We start from the raw sequence: 21,808 nt of genomic DNA, 5'->3' as shown, positions 1-21,808 counted from the left end.
CTTTCGCCTATGCAGATGCAGGTTATAAAACTAACCGAATTGCCTGTACTTGTTGTTTTAGAGCCATAAATACTACTGAATTCTATTAAAACAAAGATAATAATAAAAACAATATTACATTATCGATAGTTTTCTAACTAATAAGAATTCACAATCTCTCCTAATATTTTCCATTCTTCTATTTTTTGATCCAAAGTCATTCTTGCATTCGCCGAACTGGGAGAGGGCAGGGTGGTAAACTTCTTTTTTGCATCGAAACCTACATATTTTTTATAAAATTCTTCCGCTTTTTTACTGGTGAAAAATATGTGTTCGATCTGAGGATATTCTTTAAAAAACTTCTTGAAATTGTTAGGCTTTTCATTTTTGATGCTGCTGTCTAAGCTTCCCTTTCCTTCACACGATTCGAGTACATCCCATATTGCTATATTTTTCTTTATCAGGAAATCGCTTTTTTCTTTGTAGCTATCCGGTAATTCTTCCCCAAAGAGGGTGAAAATTATTCTCCAAAACTGATTGCTTTTGTGCCCGTATCTTTCTTGTTTGCGTAAAGATTCCTCGCTCGGCATTGTTCCAAGAATCAATACCTTACAATCTTTATTTACGATAGGGTCAAATGCAATTTTTCTCATATCTCACTATTTTATGCCATGCATCATTTTTAGCAATCTTCTGGAGAGGAAGAAAAGAATGACTGAAGCTGCTCCTGCCATGAATACGAATAACATGAAGAAGTCGTAAAGATTTGATATCTGATAGCCTATGAATGTTTTTGGATTTTCCAGTTGTTGCTTTTCCAAATTTCGTTGTACTTCAGTCTTCAAATTCTGATTTTCTATTTTAGAAAATGTTATTCGATCGAATGGAATAACCGCTGTCCCGTCTTTTTGAGTTACCAACTCCTTAAAATCTTCAGGTAATAAAGTTAATGAATTTTCTTTTTCTACCGATTGTACCAACGAAAGCTCGATAATTGGCTCAGGATAATAACTGCTTAATGTACCTGCAAACTTATTTGCCGCAGCCGTACTCAAATACCAAACAGCCATAAGCAGCGAAGCAAATCGGAGTGGAGCGAGCTTGTTAACCATGGATAATCCTATTGGCGATAAACACAATTCGCCGAAGGTGTGAATAACATAGAGGCTGATAAGCCACAGCATACTTACTTTTACTCCCGGAGCGAGACCTTTTACTCCAAAAGCGATAATCAAATATCCTAATGCTAATAGAAATAAGCCGATAGCCTGCTTAATAGGCGATGCCGGTTCTTTTCCTCGTTTGCCCAGCTTTGTCCATAAAAACACAAACACAGGGGCAAAAACAATGATGGAAAGAGCATTTATTGCCTGAAAGTAGGATGTAGGAACAGTCCAGTTGAATAGTTGAATATGTCTTTCGGTCTGTTCTTCGGCAAAATAGGTAAGAGATGCTCCGGCCTGCTCGAAGGCAGCCCAAAAGAAAATAACGAAAAATGCGATGATATATATTACCCAGATACGTGACTGTTCTATTTTTGTAAGTGAAGAGTCTGAAATAATATATCCGGGTGCGGCTACAGCTATAGAGAAAATGATAGCTCCGATAATATCTGTTTCGAGAACAGAATAAAGCAGGAAGAATAATAAAATCCACACCATCCCCCAGATTATTATCTGTCTCGCATTTCCTTTTTTGTTCTTTGTTTCAGAGATGATATTATCTGTGGATTCTTTTACTTTTGTCTTCAGTAGGTCTTTGTTGTTCGGGATCACCCCGATGGCCTCTCCTGATGGAGTCACCAGATATTTATTTTTGAAAAAGATGAAAACTACGATACCTAAAAGCATGCCTATACATCCTGCAAGAAAACCCCATTTGAAGTCGGACGGATGTCCCGTATCACCGAAGAAACCACAAATTAATGGTGCAAAGAACGATCCTACATTTACTCCCATATAGAATATCGTATATGCAGAATCTTTGCGACTATCTCCCGGTTCGTATAGCTGCCCAACCATTGAAGACATATTTGGTTTAAAAAAGCCGTTGCCTAAGATGAGGAATCCCAATCCCGAGAACATTAACATGGTGGCTACGTCTATACTTTCGAGGAAGCTGCCCGATAGAAACAATAGAAATTGTCCGATAGCCATAAGCGAAGCCCCTACGATTATAGAGCGTCTGTTGCCCCAATAACGGTCGGCGATATAGCCTCCGATGAGGGGTGTTAGATAAACAAGCCCTGTATAACTTCCGTATATCTGCCCGCTATATGCTTTGTCAAACAATAACGCTTTGAGCATATATAGAGAAAACAAAGCTCGCATGCCATAATAGCTGAAGCGTTCCCACATTTCGGTCGCAAATATGAGATAGATACCTTTAGGATGCCCTTTGGGTGAAGCTTTTAATTCTGTCTCAGAATTCATGGATAGTCTAAAATTATAAATGATTATTATTAAAATGAATAGACCCGGATTTTTGTTTATCCGGGTCTAATTCTTTATTTCTTTATGTTTGGTAATTCAAGCCCGTAGCCCTTTGCCTTATCCTCTCGTTTGAGTAATATGGCGACTATAAGTGCCAATACCCCAAAGGAGGTGAATATTATCATGGGTAGGGTATAGTCGTATGTGAAACTTCCATCAGGTCGCTGTCCTGTAACACAATACTTTTCTAATACTTTTCCGATCAGGTAAGGAACGCCCATTAATCCCCAATTTTGTACCCAGAAAATCAAGGCATAAGCTGTACCCAATTTATTTTCAGGAATGATTTTAGGGACAGAAGGCCACATAGCTGAAGGCACAAGTGAAAATGCAATACCCAACAATACCATCAAGGCTGTTGCAAACCACCATACATTAAGGAATGGAATAGCAAATAAGAAATGGACAACGATAAGCAAAATAGCACCTATCATCATTATAGATGCGCCTTTTCCTTTTTTGTCATATACACCTCCAAAGAACGGAGTTAAGAATATTGCTCCAAGTGGAAGTATTGCCGGAATGTTTCCTGCAAATTCAGGCTCCACATTGTATTTGTTTATCATGAGGTCAACAGCATATTTCAGAAATGGAAATACTGCCGAGTAGAAGAGTACACATAACAATGCGATTAACCAGAAGCCTCTGTTTTTTACGATATACAGAATATCTGATGCTTTGAAAGGATCTTCCTGACTTTCGCTTGTCTGAGCAATTGAAGCATCCAGCTTTCTGTCCATTACGCTGAATACGAGAAATGCGATTAATCCGATACAAAGTAAAACAAGTCCGAATAAGATAGGTGCAGAAATACTATTGAAATATTTAGCGATAGGTATAGCGCCTGATAGAGCCAACGTTGTTCCTATACGTGCAACTGATACTTGGAGACCCATTGCCAGAGCCATCTCATAGCCTTTAAACCATCTTACAATTATTTTAGTGACAGTAATACCGGCGATTTCGACTCCCATGCCAAATATTGCAAAACCAATACTTGCTACCATAACCTGAGTACTGACTCCGAAGATAGAACCCTCGAAAACTTGTCCATAAGCTACTGCGTAGTATTTCAGAGCACAGCCTACAACCATTAGGATACATGCTCCCAGCCCTGTAAAACGCACACCCATTTTATCGAGAATAATACCTCCGAAAATGAGCATAAGCAAAAATACATTGAACCATCCGTATGCACTGGTGAAAAATCCGTAGTCAGAACTATCCCATCCCAGCTGACTTTCAAGCATTGGTTTCAATGGAGCCATAACGTCAGTAATGAAATAGCCACAAAACATAGTGAGTGCAACAACTCCCAATACGGTCCATCGGGCTGCTTTGGAGTCACTCAATTTTTGCCTTAGTATTTCGGTCATAATTAATTGATTTTTGAGTAATAAATATTCGGTTTTTGATTTTTTTTGTGCAAAAGTATCGAAAAGAATTATAATAAAGTGGCAATCTGCTAAAAAACATAGGTTAAAACTAGTTAGCAGGGCAGTCTTTTAGTACTTACACAAGGTGCGATATCTATGTTTATAAAGGAAGGAGGGTGCAACTTATCTTTCGTAATGGGCTACTTATTATTCAAAAAATGTATCTTTGTTTCTAAAAATAAAACGAAGGGTATGACCTTAAAGGATAAACATATTGTATTGGGTATAACCGGTAGCATTGCAGCATATAAGGCTGCTTCGCTTGCTCGTTTGCTTATAAAAGCAGGAGCCGAAGTGCAAATAGTTATAACACCTGCAGGAAAAGAATTTATCACGCCTGTTACATTATCAGCACTGACAGGTAAACCTGTTGTTAGCGAGTTTTTCACGGCAAATGACGGTACATGGCATAGTCATGTCGACTTGGGACAATGGGCCGATTTGATGCTTATCGCACCCGCTACTGCTTCCACACTTGGCAAGATGGCAAATGGCGTTGCCGATAATATGCTTATCACTACCTATATGTCGATGAAAGCACCCGTAATGGTAGCCCCAGCTATGGACTTGGATATGTTTGCTCATCCTGCTACTACTCGCAATTTGGAGATTCTTCGCTCTTATGGCAATATTATTATTGAGCCTGCTGCCGGAGAACTAGCAAGCCATTTGATAGGCAAGGGACGGATGGAAGAACCTGAGAAAATATTATCTGCTGTTGAGGATTTTTTCAATCAGCAAGAAACTCTTTCAAAAAAAAAAATACTGATAACGGCCGGACCGACTTATGAAAAAATAGACCCTGTACGTTTTATCGGGAACTATTCATCGGGTAAAATGGGTTTTGCCTTGGCTGAAGAATGTGCACGTCGTGGTGCAGAAGTCGTTTTGGTTGCAGGCCCTGTTTCACTGAAGGTAAATCACCCCAATATAAAAAGAATTGACGTGGAGTCGGCAGAGGAAATGTATAATGCCTCGGTAAAAGAATTTCCGGGAATGGACGCCGCTATTCTTTGTGCTGCCGTTGCCGATTTTCGTCCATCGGAACAGTATTCTCAAAAAGTAAAGAGAGGAGAAGATTTATTGACGATCTCTCTTGTTCCTAACAAAGATATTGCCGCATCGCTTGGCAAGATGAAGAAGGCAAACCAATTGTTGATAGGCTTTGCCTTAGAGACAAACGACGAAGAGACAAATGCTCTGAAAAAAATGGCAAAGAAAAATCTCGATTATATTGTCCTTAATTCGCTTAATGACGCAGGAGCCGGATTTAAGTATGATACGAATAAAGTTGCTATTTTGAAGAAAAATGGAGAGCGAAAAGATTTCGGGCTAAAATCTAAATACGAGGTTGCTTCTGATATTATTGATCATACTATGCAATAAACTATAGTTCTTTACTTCTATTTTTTTGATATATAATTATCTAATATAATAAGGCTTTGCAGAGTATGTAAAGCCTTTGTTTTTAATTTTTTAAGTAGAAAGTGACAATGTAAAAACGTATTTAAAAGTGTCACTTTTGTCACTTTTTAGGAACAATCTATATTTATATGTGTTTCATAATTAATATCTTGCAGACAAGAAATGTTGATATAAAATGAATACATTTATCCGTATATTGTCACCTTCTTATTTGCAACTTGTGTGAGATGGCTAAAAGTAGAACCAAAATATTAAAAATTTCACTCTTTGCACTTGCTTTGCTTGCTGTGATTGGCCTTTCTGTGAACTGGTATATGACTTATCGCCTTAAAGACAAGTTGAATAAAACATTGGCGGAAGCAGTATCGAATGCAACGAATGGTTTTTATCGATTTTCTTTCGAGAAGCTCTCTGTAGGGTTTCTTTCGGGAGAGCTTTCTATATACGGTCTACAACTTGTTCCCGACTCTCTTGTATTTGATCAATGGCAACAGGGAGATAGCCTTCCCAAAGTATATTATAAAATTAATATTGAAGAAATTCACTTCAAAGGCGTTAACCTGACTTGGCGCCGAGATTATAAAAAGTTGAAGTTTAATCTCTTTGAGGTTAATTCGCCGGATATAAAAGTTTTTGAACCTACATATTCAACAGATACTCTCGATGAGCAGCATAAAAAAAGAAAGTCGCAAACACTATATCAAATTGTATCTCCTTATATAAACCGGCTTGCAGTAAGTAGGATCAACCTCACAAATATGAATGTTTCTTATACTGTGGTCGATTCTGTATCACCTGTCGTGTACGGATTGAAGGAAGCTAACTTTTTTGCGTTTAATTTCTTGTTGGATGAAAATTCTTCAGAATCGGGAAAGCTTCTGTTGTGTGATAATTTTGAGTTCTCGGCAAGTACTCCGCAATCTCTTTTGTATAGCGACGAAATTATTCTGAATACGAAGAATATTCAACTGAGTACGATTGATTCCATTATTCAAATTGACGGCGTGGATATTCACCCTAAAGATGAATTTTGGGGACGTCGTCTTGAGAAAACGGGAGATTATCTAAAAGCTACAGTGGATGAGGTGAAGGTGAAGGGGGTTGGATTCGAAAGGAGAAAAGGATTAAATCACCTTCATGCTCGTACCTTCGATATCAGGTCTACAGATATACAGTATCATAGCGTACAGAGAGCATCGGACGACTCTATCCCTGTGGAAAATAAGAGTCTGCAAGACGAGCCTTGGTCTTTATATACAATACTGTCTCCTATTCTTTATCGTACATCTATAGACAAGATAAGTGTAGAAGAAACCAAATTTAATTATGTACATACTCAAAATAACATTACCGATGTTTATACTTTGGGTAATTTTGATTTTCATGCCAATGATTTTCTTGTAGATTCTCTTCCCGAAAAGTTGAGGAAATTCTGGTATGTGGATAATTTCACAATGATAGCGGATAATATTAAAGGAACACAAAGAAGCAATAATTCTGAGTTAAATGTAAAACGCTTGTATTTAGATACAAATACTGAAAAATTTGAAATATCAGATATAAAAATCAAACCTTTATCTACCAATACGAAGAAGGATTATTTGTTTGGAGAGGTGAAGTCTATAAGTGTTGATGGACTCGAATATACCGCAGGTGTTTCTGCTGAGCTTCTTAATATTGAATCGCCTAATATTGAATATTTTAAATTAACGGAAAAAAATAACGTAAAATCGAAAGACAAAAAGAAGGTTTCACCCGAGAATGTCCTTGATTTTTTTACTCCGTATTCCGATTTCTTATCTGTAAAAAGAATAAATCTGAACAATGCAAATCTGATATATCATAATAAGGAAGATGATGAAACCTTTCGTCTGAAAGATTTGAATTTCCATGCATCCAAATTTCTGATCAGTAAAGAGACTCGGGTGACTTCACCCTATTTATTTACAAGTGATGATATAAGTCTTTCCTTTAGGGATTTTGATAATCTCCTATTCGGGAAAAAATATCAATTGCAGATAGCTGCTGCTGATGTATCTACCAGCACGGGGGAAATGGTGTTGAAGGATATAAAGCTAATTCCGCAAGCCAAATCTTGGAAAGAGGCTTCCGTAGTTTATGATATTGCCTTGCCTCTGATACGGATTACAGGATTTGATAATATTGACTACTTCAAAGATAAAACAATCGCGGTTAAAGACTTCTTTATACAAGCTCCTCAGATAAAAGTCATGAAAACAAAAATAGATGGAGGTGATAATAAGAAGAAAGCCCTGTCTCCGGAAAAGTCTTCTTTTTTAACGAAGCTTTCTGTCGATAATTTGTCTATAACTGACCCCAATTTTATTTATATCGGTAAAGATGAAGATAGTTTGAGAGCTGAATTGACTGCGTTTAGATTGGATTCTTTGAAATGGAATATTCATCACAATTTGAATATCGCAGAGTTAATGTTGCAGTCTCCACAGGTATATTATGCGAATAATAGCAAAGAAGAAAAATTAGACAAAGGGGCAAGTCGTAAACTAAATCCTGAATTCCTCGGGAGAAACGTAAATATAGGCAAACTTGTAGTTTCCAATGCAGGGGTTAATCTGAATCATCCTTCCGATACGCTTGATTTCAAGATTGCACAGTTTGATTTTTCAGGTCTTAGCTGGATCAAGAAGGAAGCTGGATCTTCGTTAGGTTTGGCTGCTATCAATTTTTATAAACCGACCTTGGATATACGCAAGCACTCTATAGAAAAGCAAGATATAGATTCGCAAACTGTTTCTTCACGAAAGGATATTTATTCTTTTATTGCGCCCTATTTTCATAATCTGTCAGTGGGAGAGTTCAATCTTTCGGATGCAAATATCAGTTACTCTAATTCTAAAATAGACAACATAGAGGAAAGGCAAAAGCTAAACGAGACAAGCCTCTTTCTTCGTGATCTGACTTTAGATACACAAAAGAGGAAATTTGACCTCGCTGATATTCGTTTTAATACCAAAGACCTTTCTTTTCCAATCATGGATGGATTCTATACTCTTAGTTTTGGGAATATCAATATAGATAGGAGAGGGCAGATAGCAGAAGTGTCGGATGTGAAGATGAAATCTACTTATCCCAAATTTGAATTTGCATACAAACATCCGAAGCATAAAGACTGGTTCGATTTTACAATGGGTAAGTTTCAGCTTTCAGGACTCGATTATTCGGCACTGACTGCCGATAATAAGATAAAGGCTAAGCATCTAAAGATAGATGATGTTGTTTTGTTGAACCTTAAGAATCAGCAAATAAAGATAGGGCATAATATTATGCCGTTGATCTATGAAAAAATACAGAAACTTCCTGTTCTGCTAAATATCGATTCAGCGAATGTTAATAATTTCTCCGTGCTGTATGAAGAACTGCCCAAAAATGGAAATATATCTGGTAAGATTCACTTTGACAATATGAATGGTAAAATAAGCGGCTTGACAAATATAGCTTCTTACCCCCAGCAATTTATCCGTTTAGATGTAGATGGTAAATTTATGGGAGGTCCTTTTACTGCTCGCTGGGATATTCCCGTAAGTGCTGATTATGATTGTTTTGTATTAGAGGCAAATATGAAGCAGTTTGATATGACGAGATTGAATGGAGTATTTCTCCCTTTAGCAAAAGTTGAGTTGCAGAGTGGTATATTGCAGGATTTCTATTTTAGGACAGAAGCTTCCAGTATAGATGCCAGGGCCAATATGTTGTTTAGGTATAACGACCTTAAATTAACTATCTTCAAAGATATAGAAATTGAAGAACAAAATAAGTTTTTGTCACGGATTGCCAATATTCTTGTACGGTCTAATAATCCCAATAGCAAGCGGTCAAAACCTCGTGTGGCTGATGTAACGCTCGATCGTGACCCTTATCACTCCACATTCAATTACTTTTGGCAGATATTGCAGCCTGCTCTTGCCGAGTCGGTAGGTGTTTCGCAGCAAAAACAAAACATGGCGAAAAAAGTAACTCAGTTTTTCTCAAAGGTTAAGAACTTCTTTACCGGAAAAAAAGAGAGTAAAGAGAAAGAAGATAAAAAGTAATTATTTACTATACAACCGTCCCTGCCACGAGTTTCTTTCCTCAAACTTTTTCAATACTTTGGCGGTGAATTCGAAGTTTTTCAACCCCCAATCAGGTGCTATCAGTAGTTGTTTCGGCGATTGAGAAATAAAACGCTCTATGATAAAGTCGGGATTAAGTTTTTCGGCAAAGTCGATACATAGGTCGATGTAATCGTCTACCTCGAACAGATTGAACCATTCGGGATGTTCCCGATATTGCCTTGCCATTACTGTTCCTTTTATCAGTTGTAGCTGGTGAAGCTTTATAGTTGTCAGTGGAAGCTTGGCTACTACGTCGGCATGTGCCAGTACCTGCTCACGGCTTTCATGAGGCAGCCCGAGAATAAGATGTGCTCCTGTGTATATTCCTTTAGCTGCTGTTTTGAGTATGGCCTCTTCACTTTCCTGATGTGTATGGCCACGATTGATAAATTCGAGAGTGGAATCAAGCGTTGATTCCAAGCCGTATTCTATGATGAGGAAAGTTCTTTTATTTAGCTCAGCGAAATAATCGAGTAACTCGTCCGGCATGCAATCGGGGCGTGTGCCGATAATCAATCCCACAACATTGGGATATGATAATGCCTCTTCATACAGTTCAATCAGTTTCTCGATACTATCATAAGTATTCGTGTATGACTGAAAGTATGCGAGGTATTTCATTTCAGGATACTTGTAAGAGAAGAAAGCAATACCATCTCTGAGTTGGTCGCTAACACTGCGTTGCTTTCCTCCATACCCCGGGCTAAAGCTTTGGTTGTTGCAATATGTACATCCTCCTACGGCTTTAGACCCATCCCTGTTTGGACAAGTAAATCCCGCATTTATCGATATTTTTTGAACCTTATATGGGAAGTGTTTTGTAAGAAGCTCTCCAAATTCTTTATAGAATTTATTTTCCATTCGTCTTTTTTATTTTGGATGCAAAGGTAATGATATGCGAAATGAAATTATTATAAAGGTCATATTTTAACCACCTGGCGTATATCATTACCCTATTCCCTTAATCGCATTTAGTACATTGCGTGATAAGCTGTCTTAGAAATTTACATGATCCGGATCTGGTCCGATACGCAAATTTTTATTTAGCGAATTTATGCTTTTGATTTCATCATCGTTCAGACTAAAGTCAAATATATTCAGATTCTCGACCATGCGTTTCTCGTTTGCTGATTTAGGTATGGTTACTACTCCACGTTGGTAATCCCAACGAAGTATTATCTGAGCCGGAGATTTTGAGTATTTGTCTGCGAGATCAGTCAATATCTTTTCGTTGAACAATCCCGTCTGATTCGCTGCGAAAGGACTCCATGCTTCTACACAGATACCTGCTTTCTTGCAATAGCTCAAATCATTTTCTTGTACAAGATATGGGTGCAATTCTATCTGATTTACGGCAGGAGTTATGGTCGATTCTTTTGCCAATGCCTCCAAGTGGTATTGCTTGAAATTGCTGACGCCAATTGCTTTCACTTTACCAGTTTCATATATTTCCTCAAACTTTTTCCATGTTTCTATAAACTTCCCTTCTACAGGCCAGTGAACCAGATATAGATCGATGTAATCGAGATCAAGCTTTCTTAAGCTGGTCTCAAAGGCTTCTTTTACCTTGCCGCTTCGCTGGTCAGAGTTCCACATCTTTGTGGTTACGAATATTTCTTCCCGAGGAATCCCCGAGTTTTTAATTGCTTTACCTACAGCTTCTTCGTTGTGATAATACATGGCTGTGTCAATATGCCTGTATCCAACTGACAATGCGCTTCCGATCACCTTTTCAGCTTCCTTGTTGTCTTCCAAGCGGAATACGCCTAGTCCAACCCATGGTATATCTATACCATTATTCAATTTTACTTTTTCCATTTTCTGTGTAATTTATATTTGATGTTTATACATTATTCGGAGAGTAACTAATTTAACAAATAAAGCAAGGGAATTGTTCCTTTTTAAAATTATGACTATTTGTTTCAAAAAAGAAATTAAAGCGAATAAATTTTGCTTATTAGCCACTTCCTTGCATCTTTTTCATTTGTTTATCAGATATTTATTTATAAATTGCGAAATCTAATTTTTAGCATTACTATAAACTAATATCATGTCAGAAAACTCTTCTAAGATTAAATTCTACAGTGGAGAAAGTATTCCGCTGGAATTGCACAAGGTGCGTGTTGTACAAAAATTACATTTAGTCCCAATTGAACGTCGTTTGGAAGCCCTTTACGAAGCCGGATTCAATACATTCAGGCTCGACACAAAAGATGTTTTCCTGGATATGCTTACCGACAGCGGTACCAATGCATTGAGTGATCGCCAGATGGGTGCTATGATGATAGCCGATGATGCTTACGCCGGATCGCAAAGTTTTGTCCGCTATCAGAAAGCTGTGGAGGAAGTACTCGGTAAAAAACACCTTCTTCCCGTACATCAGGGACGTGCGGCGGAGAATATCATATCCAACGCCTATATTCGCAAGGGAAGCATTGTGCCGATGAACTATCACTTCACTACAGCAATGGCACATATTACCCAATATGGCGGTAAAATCGAAGAATTGCTCTATGATGAAGCCTATGTGATAAATAGCAAGCATCCCTTTAAGGGGAATATGAACCTTGAAAAGTTGGAGAAATGTATCAACAAACATGGTGCTGCCAATATTCCTTATATCCGCATGGAAGCATCTACCAATCTTATTGGCGGACAGCCTTTCTCGATGGAAAACTTTCGGGGGGTGCGTGCTATCGCCGATAAATACAAAATACGCCTTGTCCTCGATGCTAGTTTGCTAGGAGAAAATGCATGGCTCATCAAGCAACGTGAGGAGGAGTTTAAGAACAGCTCGATGGCTGAGATTATCCTTGCGATGACCGATCTTGCTGACTTGGTTTACTTCTCGGCACGAAAGCTGAGCTCGTCTCGTGGGGGTGGTATCTGTACGAATGATTACGCCATCATGAAGGAATTGGAACCGCTAGTTCCCCTGTTCGAAGGATTTCTTACCTATGGCGGTATGTCGGTTCGTGAAATAGAAGCTATTGCCATCGGACTGTATGAAACATTGGATGAAGGTATGATATGCCAAAGCCCGCAGTTTATTGAATATTTGGTTAATGCTTTCGAAAAGAAAGGCATTCCTGTAGTGACACCTCCCGGTGTATTAGGTGCACACGTCAATGCGATGGAAATTTGTTCTCATATCCCTCAGAAAGAATATCCGGCGGGTGCCTTAGCCGCTGCGTTTTTCCTTATCTCGGGTGTACGTGGTATGGAGAGAGGGTCGGTATCTAACCAGCGTGATGAATATGGCAACGAGACTTATGCAGATATGGAATTACTTCGCTTGGCTGTTCCTCGTCGTGTGTTTACTCTTTCACAAATCAAATATGTGGAAGATCGGATGACATGGCTATATGAAAATCGCAACCTGATAGGAGGGCTGAAATTCGTATACGAACCGCCTGTTCTTCGCTTTTTTATGGGAGGGCTCGAACCGATAAATGATTGGCCGCAGCGATTGATGGCGAAATTCAGAGAAGATTTTGGCGATAGCTTATAAAAAGCACAAAATAATATTATCACGGCATGGGCTTTATGGCTTATGCCGTTTTTGTTTTCTATCTCTTTTTCGAGAAGAGGAATTGTTAAAAAGTGACAACCACCGGTCACAGGAGCGAAGCGTATGTAAAGGTGACACTTTTTACCCTGTTTTTTTATTGTCACTTTTCTTTATTGTGTAACTACCTAAAATATCCGATTATATCAAAGAGCTCTTTATAATGAGATAATTTTAATAAAATGAAATACAGGCTTTCTATGAGAAAACTTTTTAGGAATATGCAGAGGCTATTAAGTCATATATTGAGAAATAAATCTCTTTTGCTAACTAATTAATTTACAATTATTTTTCTTAGTTTTGTATTCAAAGCAAACTATCAAAAAAAATAATAGCATGAAAAACATCTTTACGTATGGCATTCTATGTGCCCTTATTTTCTCTGGTTTCTGTTCGTGTGGTAATAAGTCAAAGACATCAGGCGAACCCTCACGCCCGGTTATCATCGCTTATGTAGGAGGATATAATGGTTTAGTGGATGTAGACAAAATCTCGCCTAACAAAATTACGCATATCAACTATGCCTTTGTCGATGTAAAGGATGGAAAAGCATTTCTTACCAATGAGGCGACCGATACAACCAATTTTAGGAAGCTAAACGAATTGAGGCAGCAAAACCCTGATCTCAAAATCCTGATATCTATCGGAGGCTGGTCTTGGAGCCGTAATTTTTCGGACGCCGTACTGACTACTGAAGGACAGAAAACATTTGCTAAATCTGCGGTGGAAATTATGAAAAACAATAATCTTGACGGGGTAGACATCGATTGGGAATATCCTGCTCTTCCGGGTGATGTGGGGAATGTATACCGTCCCGAAGACAAGCATAATTATACGTTGATGTTTGCTGCTATCAGAGATGAACTTGATGCGTTGGAAAAAGAGACTGATAAGCAATATCTATTAACAACGGCTGTTGGTGGTTTTCAGCAGTTTGTAGATAGCACCGAAATGAATAAAGCACAAGAATATCTCGATTATGTAAATATCATGACCTACGATTCGCAAAGTAATGAACAAGCAATACACCATACTAATCTCTATCCTTCCGACAAATATCCTCAAAAGCAAGGGGCTGATGTTGCCGTAAAGGCTTATTTAGCCGCCGGTGTTCCCGCCGAAAAGCTAGTGATGGGTATTGCTTTTTACGGACGAGCTTTTAATCTGAAGAAAGGAGCGTCTAAAGGTATTGGCGATCCTGTTGCAGAACAAATAAGGGGTAGGGGATATACTTACATCAAGGATAGCCTTGTAAATCAGAACGAATACTATCGATATTGGGATGAGAGTGCACGTGCGCCGTACTTGTTCAATTTCTACAAAGGAGTATTTGTTACTTACGACGATGAGGAGTCAGTAAAAGAAAAATGCAAGTATGTATTGGATAATAAAATGGGAGGAGTCATGTTTTGGGAATATAGCTCCGATCCTAAAGAATATTTGTTGAACGAAATAAACAAGGTACTTAAATAATAAAGTTTAACAGTATCAAATTTTCATATTGAACTTCTGTTTGTACTTTTGAGAATAAAGTGCAACGAATGATATAGCAAGCCACTTTATCTTCAAATAATGTGGTTTGCTATATTTAATAGATTATAAATGAGGAAAAGACGGATACTTTGGGCTGACGATGAGATTTATATGCTACGATCGCATATCCTTTTTTTAGAAGAGAAGGGATATGAAGTCACTCCAGTAAATAGTGGTCAGGATGCTATTGATAGTATAAAAAGCGAATCTTTCGATATTGTTTTTCTTGACGAGAATATGCCCGGTGTTTCGGGGCTCGATGCATTAAGCATCATCAAAGAGATCAACCCCAATATTCCCGTTATTATGATTACAAAAAGCGAAGATGAAGGGATTATGACTCATGCCATTGGGAAAAAGATAGCAGACTATCTTATCAAGCCCGTCAATCCCAATCAAATCCTCCTTTCCATCAAGAAAAACTTGCACAAGGACGATATTGTTTCAGAGGTTACAGTTGAAGGCTATCGCGAAGAATTTAATAAAATCAGTGCACAGATAAATGATTCGAATACGTACGAGCAATGGGTTGACATTTACAAAAAGCTTGTTTATTGGGAGATTGAACTGGCAGCATCAGACAGCCCTTTAATGGACTTGCTTCGGATACAAAAAAATGAAGCTAATAATAGTTACTGTAAGTTTGTAAAGAAGAATTATGAGTCGTGGGTACAAAATCCGGATAAGAGACCTTTGATAAGCCCTCAGCTTTTTTCGCAAAGAGTATTTCCACTTCTGGATAATGGCGAAAAATTATTCTTTATCCTTATTGATAATTTTAGGCTCGATCAGTGGTCTGATATAAAAGGCCTTTTGGCAAATGATTTTACAATTTCCGAAGACGAATACTTAAGCATCTTACCCACTGCGACTCAATATGCACGCAACGCTATTTTTTCGGGATTGATGCCTTCTCAAATGGCCAAATTGTATCCCGATCTTTGGGTGGATGAAGATGAGGAGGAAAGTAAAAACCTGAATGAGGAAGCCTTACTGCAAACCCAGATTGAGCGATACAGAAAAAATTATACTTTCTCATACAATAAGCTACTGTCCTCTTCATCGGGAGAAAAGCTGCTGCAAGGGATGGACCGGCTAAGCAATAAGCAACTGAACGTAGTTGTTATCAACTTTGTGGATATGCTTTCCCATGCCCGTACAGAATCAAGAATGATACGGGAACTTGCATCCGACGAAGCAGCTTATCGCTCTTTGACTCGGTCTTGGTTTAAACATTCGAGTACAATGGATATTCTGAAGAAGGCAAAAGCAATGGGATATAAAATTATTTTGACTACCGATCACGGAACGATACAGGTAAAAAATTCGCTCAAGGTCATTGGCGATAAGACAGTGAATACGAATATTCGTTATAAGGTAGGACGCAATTTGGATTATGACCGCAAAAAAGTATACGACATCCATTCTCCCGAAAAGATAGGTTTGCCCGCATTGCATATCAGCTCTAAGTATATCTTTGCTACAGGAGACGATTTTTTTGCTTATCCGAATAATTATAATTACTATGTGTCTTATTACACAGATACATTTCAGCACGGGGGTATTTCGCTCGAAGAAATGATTGTTCCTTTTATTACTTTGATCGGGAAATAACAGAAAATTTGTTTTCCAAAATATATCTTTGCAATCAGAAGTTACATTGTAGAATAATTTTGAATATGAATATAAAGATAGAATCACTAGATAAAATAGACGAGGCGGCTCTCGAGTTTATCCGTGCTATGGGCGATAATACTGTATTTGCTTTTCATGGAGATATGGGAGCAGGCAAAACGACATTTATAAAAGCTATTTGCGAGAATCTGGGAGTATCTGATACCATCAACAGCCCTACGTTTGCTATCGTAAACGAATACCGTTCCGACAGTGGAGAATTAATCTATCATTTCGACTTTTATCGTATCAATAAAATTGAGGAAGTTTTTGATTTTGGCTACGAAGATTACTTTTATAGCGGCAGCCTTTGCTTTATTGAATGGCCTGAGAAAGTTGACACTTTACTGCCAAAAGATACGGTAAATGTTTATGTCAAAGTACAAGAGGATGGAAGCCGGGAGGTAAGTCTGAGTATTTAATTGTATTCTAGTTCATCTATATCGCCATCATTACTTTTCCCCTTACTCTTGATAATATTAAACTTATAAGAGAAGCTAAACATGAAGTATCGGTTGATACTATTCGTGCGCGAGTCTGACATGTAGTTACTGCTTACATAGCGTGACAGATTATTTCTGTCGTTCAGTATATCATAGAATTCAACCTTCAGTGTACCTCTTTTCTTTTTCAGGAATAGTTTTGAGACAGAAGCATTCCAAAGTATTTCTTTCTTCTTAAAATCATCGCCATACCCTGCATAATATGTCATATTGAGGAAATTCTGTATCGAAAAATCGTAGGGTAGTTTCCATAACACAGAATGTTGGATATTGTAGTTGGATGTGTTTCTATCCTGCACATTCGACAAGTTATTCTTTGTTATGTTATATGTCATACCCAGTTCGAGGCGTGTTTCAAGTTTGTCAACCTTAAACTTTCCTGAAACTTTTTCGCTAAGTACTATATTATGCGTTTTCGCTTCTTCACCGTTCGTGTAGCCAATATTTTTGTAATAGTTGGCATAGGTGCTGTTGTCGATCGTGAATTTCTTGTTTCGTAATGGGGTATTGAATATAAAATTGATATTTGCGCCCATATTACCGCTTACATTTCTATATGTATTCGTACTGTTCCCCAAATCATCGATCAGAGTATAGTCCACAATGTTGTTGAATGTATAATTGAATCCTCCCGAAAGCATCATATAACGATTTGAGGCGTAGTCAGATTTCCGATAATATACATTGAAGTTGTTGCTATAGCTTGGTTTCAGATTTGGATTTCCATAATATTTAGATAATGCACTAACGATAACCGTATCGGCAGATAGCTGGGTGATCCCCGGTTGACTGGTCGATCCCGAATAGCTGATATCTAGGTTGGTGTGATCGTTTGGCTGGTACGAAAAGTTTAGAGTTGGCGAAAAGTTGATGACATTCTGCTTCAAATTTTCGATGATAGAATCGGCAACACTTACCTTGCTTCGCGAATATGACGGATCAATGCTCAACCCTATCGTATAATTATACTTTTCTTTAGTAGTCTGGAAGTTCAAACTTATATTTTGGTTCACATATCTATTCTCGGTATTTCGTGCATAAGCCGTATCCAGAATTGTGTAATTGCCTGCACCATCTTTTTTACGGACATCACGCATCCGTTCTGAATTATTTACCCCATACGAATATGCAAACTGTAGTCTATGGTCTTTCCCCAATGGTTCTACATACGATAGGGATAAGGTGTAGTTGCTGGTGTTATTATCAGTCTTGTTTTGTTGATCTATTATTTTATCATCCTTGCCTTCGCTATAGGTGGTGCGGGAATAACTGCTTCCTTTGCTGTTATCTTTTCTGATCGAATTGTTGAAAGTAAAGCTCACCGTCCTCCCTTTATCATTTAATTTTCGGCCGATAGTTACAAAATTATTTATGTTGTAACCATCACCTTTCGATTGGCTATTCGAATATCCCGACGTAGTATCCTTTTCGGCTACGTACGAAAGATTGGTCGAACTTTGAATATTCTTTGTGTTGTTAAGACTGATATATGACCGTGCAAAAATCGTAGTGAGCGAATCGGGTTTCCATTGCAGGTTCATTCCTAAGTTTGCATTTTCTCTTTTGCTGCGGTACGATGCATCCTGTTTGGAGAAACGATCGCCCGAAGATAAGAAAGTCTGAGTATTGGTTTTTGTTTCCATCAGGTTGTCGTTATTTGCATAGCGGATACTGCCGCCTACTCTGATTTTTTCTGAAGGCTGTAGAAAAATATTTGCACCCAGATTTTTATTCTTCTCAATCCCGTTGTCCACCCCCATCGGATACCCATTGTCATTGGTATTACTCATTTCTCCTACCAAAGACACCTGATTGTCGTTGCGCATGTAGTTTGTTATTGCTTTGTTGGCGTATCTGTCGTCACTGCCATATCCGGCTTTTACTTCTCCAAAGATGCTCTGTTTCAGTTCTTCTTTTACAACTAGATTGAGTACCTGATCGGGATCTTTATCTTTAAATCCGGTTACTTTTGCTGTTTCAGACTCCTCTTTATAGAGTTGGAGCTTTTTTATCATGTTTGCCGGGAGGTTTGCCAATGCCATCGGAATATCATTTCCGAAAAATTCTTTTCCGTCTACCAGTATTTTTTTTACAGGCTTTCCATTTGCCGATATATTACCCTGTGCGTCTATCTCTACTCCGGGCATATTTTTTATTATGTCTTGCAGCATATCACTCTCCTGCGAAGTATATGATGTTGCATTATATTCCATGGTGTCGCCTTTTACCAATATATCGGGAACCTTCGCTTCTACAATGGCATCTTTGAGTTGAATGGTATTTTCTACGAGATAGATATTCCCAAATGAATAGCCGGGATTTTGTGTAGAAATATTAAAGTTTTGTAAAAATCTTTTATATCCTAAAAAAGAAGCTTCCAAAATGTATTTTCCTGTCGTAACCGATAGCTTGAAATTACCCTTTTCGTTTGTTGCAACCCCTTTTATGTAGCTGCTATCTGCCTCATTGAGCAACCTGACGGTGACAAATGGGATGGGATCTTTTGTTATTGAATCATATACAGAGCCTTGCACATATCCTGATGAGTTGCCTTCAACTGTTTGAGCCACAGCTGAAAGGGTTGTAAAGATGAATAGTAAAAGATATAAATATCTCATCAGAATATATTTGTTTTAGTGACAACGAAGATAAGTTTTTTTATATAGAGTGTAAAATCAATGGAATTCGTTAAACACCCTTCTGTTTTATATCAAAAAAAAATGCTTACTTTGTGCAACTTATTCATTTTAGGTCAGATCTGTTTATTGCCTATTTAAGTATAATCTCTTTCAGAATGATTATAACTTACAATATAAGGCATTAGATATGTTCTGTTTGTTTATTAGATAACGTAAAAAAGAGTCATAGGAATATGTCAGAAGATGTTTTTAAGAAGATAGTTTCCCATTGCAAGGAGTATGGTTTTGTTTTTCAGTCTAGTGAAATATATGATGGGCTAAGTGCCGTATATGATTATGGGCAAATGGGTGTAGAATTAAAAAACAACATCAAAAAGTACTGGTGGGACAGTATGGTACTTTTGAATGAAAATGTTGTTGGTATTGATTCTGCTATCTTTATGCACCCTACTATCTGGAAAGCATCCGGACATGTTGATGCATTCAACGATCCTTTGATTGACAATAAAGACAGTAAAAAGCGTTATCGTGCCGATGTTCTGATCGAAGATTATTTGGCTAAGATAGACGACAAAGTAAATAAAGAAGTAGAGAAAGCAGCAAAACGATTTGGTGAGAGTTTCGATGAAGCCATGTTTCGTCAAACCAATCCTCGTGTATTAGAAAATCAGGCTAAGCGTGATGAAGTGCATGCTCGTTTTGCAAAAGCATTGAATGATAGCAACCTTGAAGAACTACGTCAGATCATTCTCGATTGCGAAATAGTTGACCCTATCAGCGGAACACGTAACTGGACTGAGGTTCGTCAGTTCAACCTTATGTTTTCTACAGAAATGGGATCTACTGCCGATGGTGCAATGAAAGTATATCTTCGTCCTGAGACTGCACAGGGTATTTTTGTAAACTTCCTGAATGTGCAAAAAACAGGGCGTATGAAGATTCCTTTCGGTATTGCCCAGATTGGTAAAGCATTCCGTAACGAGATTGTAGCTCGTCAGTTTATCTTCCGTATGCGTGAGTTCGAACAGATGGAGATGCAGTTCTTCGTTCGTCCGGGAGAAGAGCTCGATTGGTTTGCAAAATGGAAAGAGGTTCGCATGAAATGGCATAAGTCGCTTGGTTTCGGTGATAATAAATATCGTTTCCACGACCATGACAAGCTTGCCCATTATGCAAATGCCGCAACTGATATCGAATTTGAGATGCCATTCGGATTTAAAGAAGTGGAAGGCATACACTCTCGTACCGATTTTGACTTGGCAAGCCATGAGAAGTTTTCAGGTAAAAAATTACAATATTTCGATCCTGAACTCAATAAATCATACACTCCTTACGTTATTGAAACGTCTATCGGTGTAGACCGTATGTTCTTATCTACACTTTCGGCTGCGTATGCAGAGGAAGTACTAGAGGATGGAGAAACTCGTGTAGTATTAAGATTGCCGGCAGCACTGGCTCCTATCAAGCTTGCTGTATTACCTTTGGTAAAAAAAGACGGCCTTCCGGAGAAAGCACGTGAAATTATTGATGCTCTGAAATTTGACTTTAAATGTCAATACGATGAGAAGGACAGTATCGGTAAGCGTTACCGCCGTCAGGATGCGATAGGAACTCCTTACTGTGTTACTGTAGATCACCAGTCATTGCAGGATAATACTGTAACAATCCGCTATCGTGATACAATGCAGCAGGAACGTGTGGCTATAGACAAATTATCGGATATTATTGCTGATAAAGTAAGTATGAAGAATTTATTGAAAACAATTGGTTAAAGCCGATTGTAACCCATATAATGAATATATGAATAGAAGAATTTTAATATTAGCTGTTTTATTTGGTGTTCTCATCTCTTTCGGCTCATGCGTGAATGATGATGATGACAGCACTGTAAGTCAAGAATGGAAAACATATAATGAACAGCAGGTAAGAAATGCCTCTTCTTCAGGATATACAGCCCGACCTTCACAAAGTGGTAATGGAAGTGTATATTGGAAATCGATAACTGATTTCGTTCCCGGAGATGAGCCTTCAATAGATCGATTTCCGATCTTTACGGATAGTGTTTCTGTAAGATATGAAGGTTGGTTTTTCCGCTTGGACGATACTAAATATACATTTGATAGTACCGAAGGTGACAAAAATGGTATGGTGCTTAGAACTAGAGTGAATGGTGGATTAATTGATGGGTTTGCTACCATGCTTCAGAATATGAAAATAGATGAACAAGCTGAGGTTTGTATTCCTTACCTACTTGGTTATGGAACTTTAGGATCATATAGCAGTGGAGTCCAAATAATACCCGGATATACAACACTTTGGTTCAAGATTAAGCTTCTGAATATCTATGATGAAGTTAAAAAAGAATGGGTGAAGAAATAAGGCTATAGAGAAAATAATTGAAAAGGAGAAGGTTCAACCTTCTCCTT

The 21,808-nt window shown here is 38.0% G+C and carries 14 protein-coding genes; 8 read left to right on the top strand and 6 right to left on the bottom strand.

What is annotated here, in order from left to right; all coding sequences use genetic code 11:
- Positions 1-137 precede the first annotated feature (137 nt).
- From LDB17_RS11575 to LDB17_RS11565, 3 genes are all read right to left on the bottom strand, one after another.
- Positions 138-632, bottom strand: a complete 495-nt coding sequence (locus LDB17_RS11575) for a DNA-deoxyinosine glycosylase (RefSeq protein ID WP_252637825.1) — start codon at positions 630-632, stop codon at positions 138-140.
- A 6-nt stretch (positions 633-638) separates the two neighbouring features.
- Positions 639-2,411 (bottom strand): peptide MFS transporter, encoded by a 1,773-nt coding sequence (locus LDB17_RS11570; protein WP_252637824.1) that lies wholly within the window; start codon positions 2,409-2,411, stop codon positions 639-641.
- A 74-nt stretch (positions 2,412-2,485) separates the two neighbouring features.
- Positions 2,486-3,847, bottom strand: coding sequence for an MFS transporter (locus LDB17_RS11565; RefSeq protein WP_252637823.1), 1,362 nt, complete (start codon positions 3,845-3,847; stop codon positions 2,486-2,488).
- Positions 3,848-4,099: 252 nt separating this feature from the next.
- Between LDB17_RS11565 and coaBC the strand changes: the two genes are divergently transcribed.
- Together coaBC and LDB17_RS11555 are read left to right on the top strand one after the other, a co-directional pair.
- A complete protein-coding gene (gene coaBC / locus LDB17_RS11560) occupies positions 4,100-5,293 on the top strand; it encodes a bifunctional phosphopantothenoylcysteine decarboxylase/phosphopantothenate--cysteine ligase CoaBC (RefSeq protein ID WP_252637822.1) in 1,194 nt (397 codons plus the stop codon).
- 266 nt (positions 5,294-5,559) lie between these two features.
- Positions 5,560-9,402 carry a DUF748 domain-containing protein gene (locus LDB17_RS11555; protein ID WP_252637821.1) on the top strand — a complete coding sequence of 1,281 codons (3,843 nt, stop codon included), beginning with the start codon at positions 5,560-5,562 and terminating at the stop codon, positions 9,400-9,402.
- On the opposite strand, the gene LDB17_RS11550 is transcribed toward LDB17_RS11555, so the two are convergent.
- Both LDB17_RS11550 and LDB17_RS11545 read right to left on the bottom strand, forming a co-directional pair.
- On the bottom strand, positions 9,403-10,326 hold the full coding sequence (locus LDB17_RS11550) for a TIGR01212 family radical SAM protein (RefSeq protein ID WP_252637820.1): 924 nt from the start codon (positions 10,324-10,326) through the stop codon (positions 9,403-9,405).
- A 135-nt stretch (positions 10,327-10,461) separates the two neighbouring features.
- A complete protein-coding gene (locus LDB17_RS11545) occupies positions 10,462-11,283 on the bottom strand; it encodes an aldo/keto reductase (protein WP_252637819.1) in 822 nt (273 codons plus the stop codon).
- Between the two features lie 232 nt (positions 11,284-11,515).
- Between LDB17_RS11545 and LDB17_RS11540 the strand changes: the two genes are divergently transcribed.
- From LDB17_RS11540 to tsaE, 4 genes are all read left to right on the top strand, one after another.
- Positions 11,516-12,976: a tryptophanase gene (locus tag LDB17_RS11540; protein ID WP_252637818.1), complete on the top strand. Its 1,461-nt coding sequence runs from the start codon at positions 11,516-11,518 to the stop codon at positions 12,974-12,976.
- A 393-nt stretch (positions 12,977-13,369) separates the two neighbouring features.
- Positions 13,370-14,506 (top strand): glycoside hydrolase family 18 protein, encoded by a 1,137-nt coding sequence (locus LDB17_RS11535; protein WP_252637817.1) that lies wholly within the window; start codon positions 13,370-13,372, stop codon positions 14,504-14,506.
- A gap of 129 nt (positions 14,507-14,635) precedes the next feature.
- Entirely contained in the window at positions 14,636-16,180 is a 1,545-nt protein-coding gene (locus LDB17_RS11530) for a PglZ domain-containing protein (protein WP_252637816.1), read from the top strand.
- 65 nt (positions 16,181-16,245) lie between these two features.
- On the top strand, positions 16,246-16,662 hold the full coding sequence (gene tsaE / locus LDB17_RS11525; protein WP_135105381.1) for a tRNA (adenosine(37)-N6)-threonylcarbamoyltransferase complex ATPase subunit type 1 TsaE: 417 nt from the start codon (positions 16,246-16,248) through the stop codon (positions 16,660-16,662).
- On the opposite strand, the gene LDB17_RS11520 is transcribed toward tsaE, so the two are convergent.
- Positions 16,659-19,361 (bottom strand): TonB-dependent receptor domain-containing protein, encoded by a 2,703-nt coding sequence (locus LDB17_RS11520; RefSeq protein ID WP_252637815.1) that lies wholly within the window; start codon positions 19,359-19,361, stop codon positions 16,659-16,661. The two genes, tsaE and LDB17_RS11520, sit on opposite strands and share 4 nt — an antisense overlap.
- Positions 19,362-19,615: 254 nt before the next feature.
- Here LDB17_RS11520 and LDB17_RS11515 point away from each other — a divergent pair, with 254 nt between their 5' ends.
- Positions 19,616-21,154: a glycine--tRNA ligase gene (locus tag LDB17_RS11515; protein WP_252637814.1), complete on the top strand. Its 1,539-nt coding sequence runs from the start codon at positions 19,616-19,618 to the stop codon at positions 21,152-21,154.
- Positions 21,155-21,182: 28 nt separating this feature from the next.
- Positions 21,183-21,761, top strand: coding sequence for an FKBP-type peptidyl-prolyl cis-trans isomerase (locus LDB17_RS11510; RefSeq protein ID WP_252637813.1), 579 nt, complete (start codon positions 21,183-21,185; stop codon positions 21,759-21,761).
- Positions 21,762-21,808: the final 47 nt, after the last annotated feature.

Origin of the sequence: Dysgonomonas sp. Shenzhen-Wh21 (assembly GCF_043392705.1) — a bacterium.
Taxonomy (GTDB): Bacteria; Bacteroidota; Bacteroidia; order Bacteroidales; family Dysgonomonadaceae; genus Dysgonomonas.
This window is presented reverse-complemented; position numbering and strand designations above follow the sequence as displayed.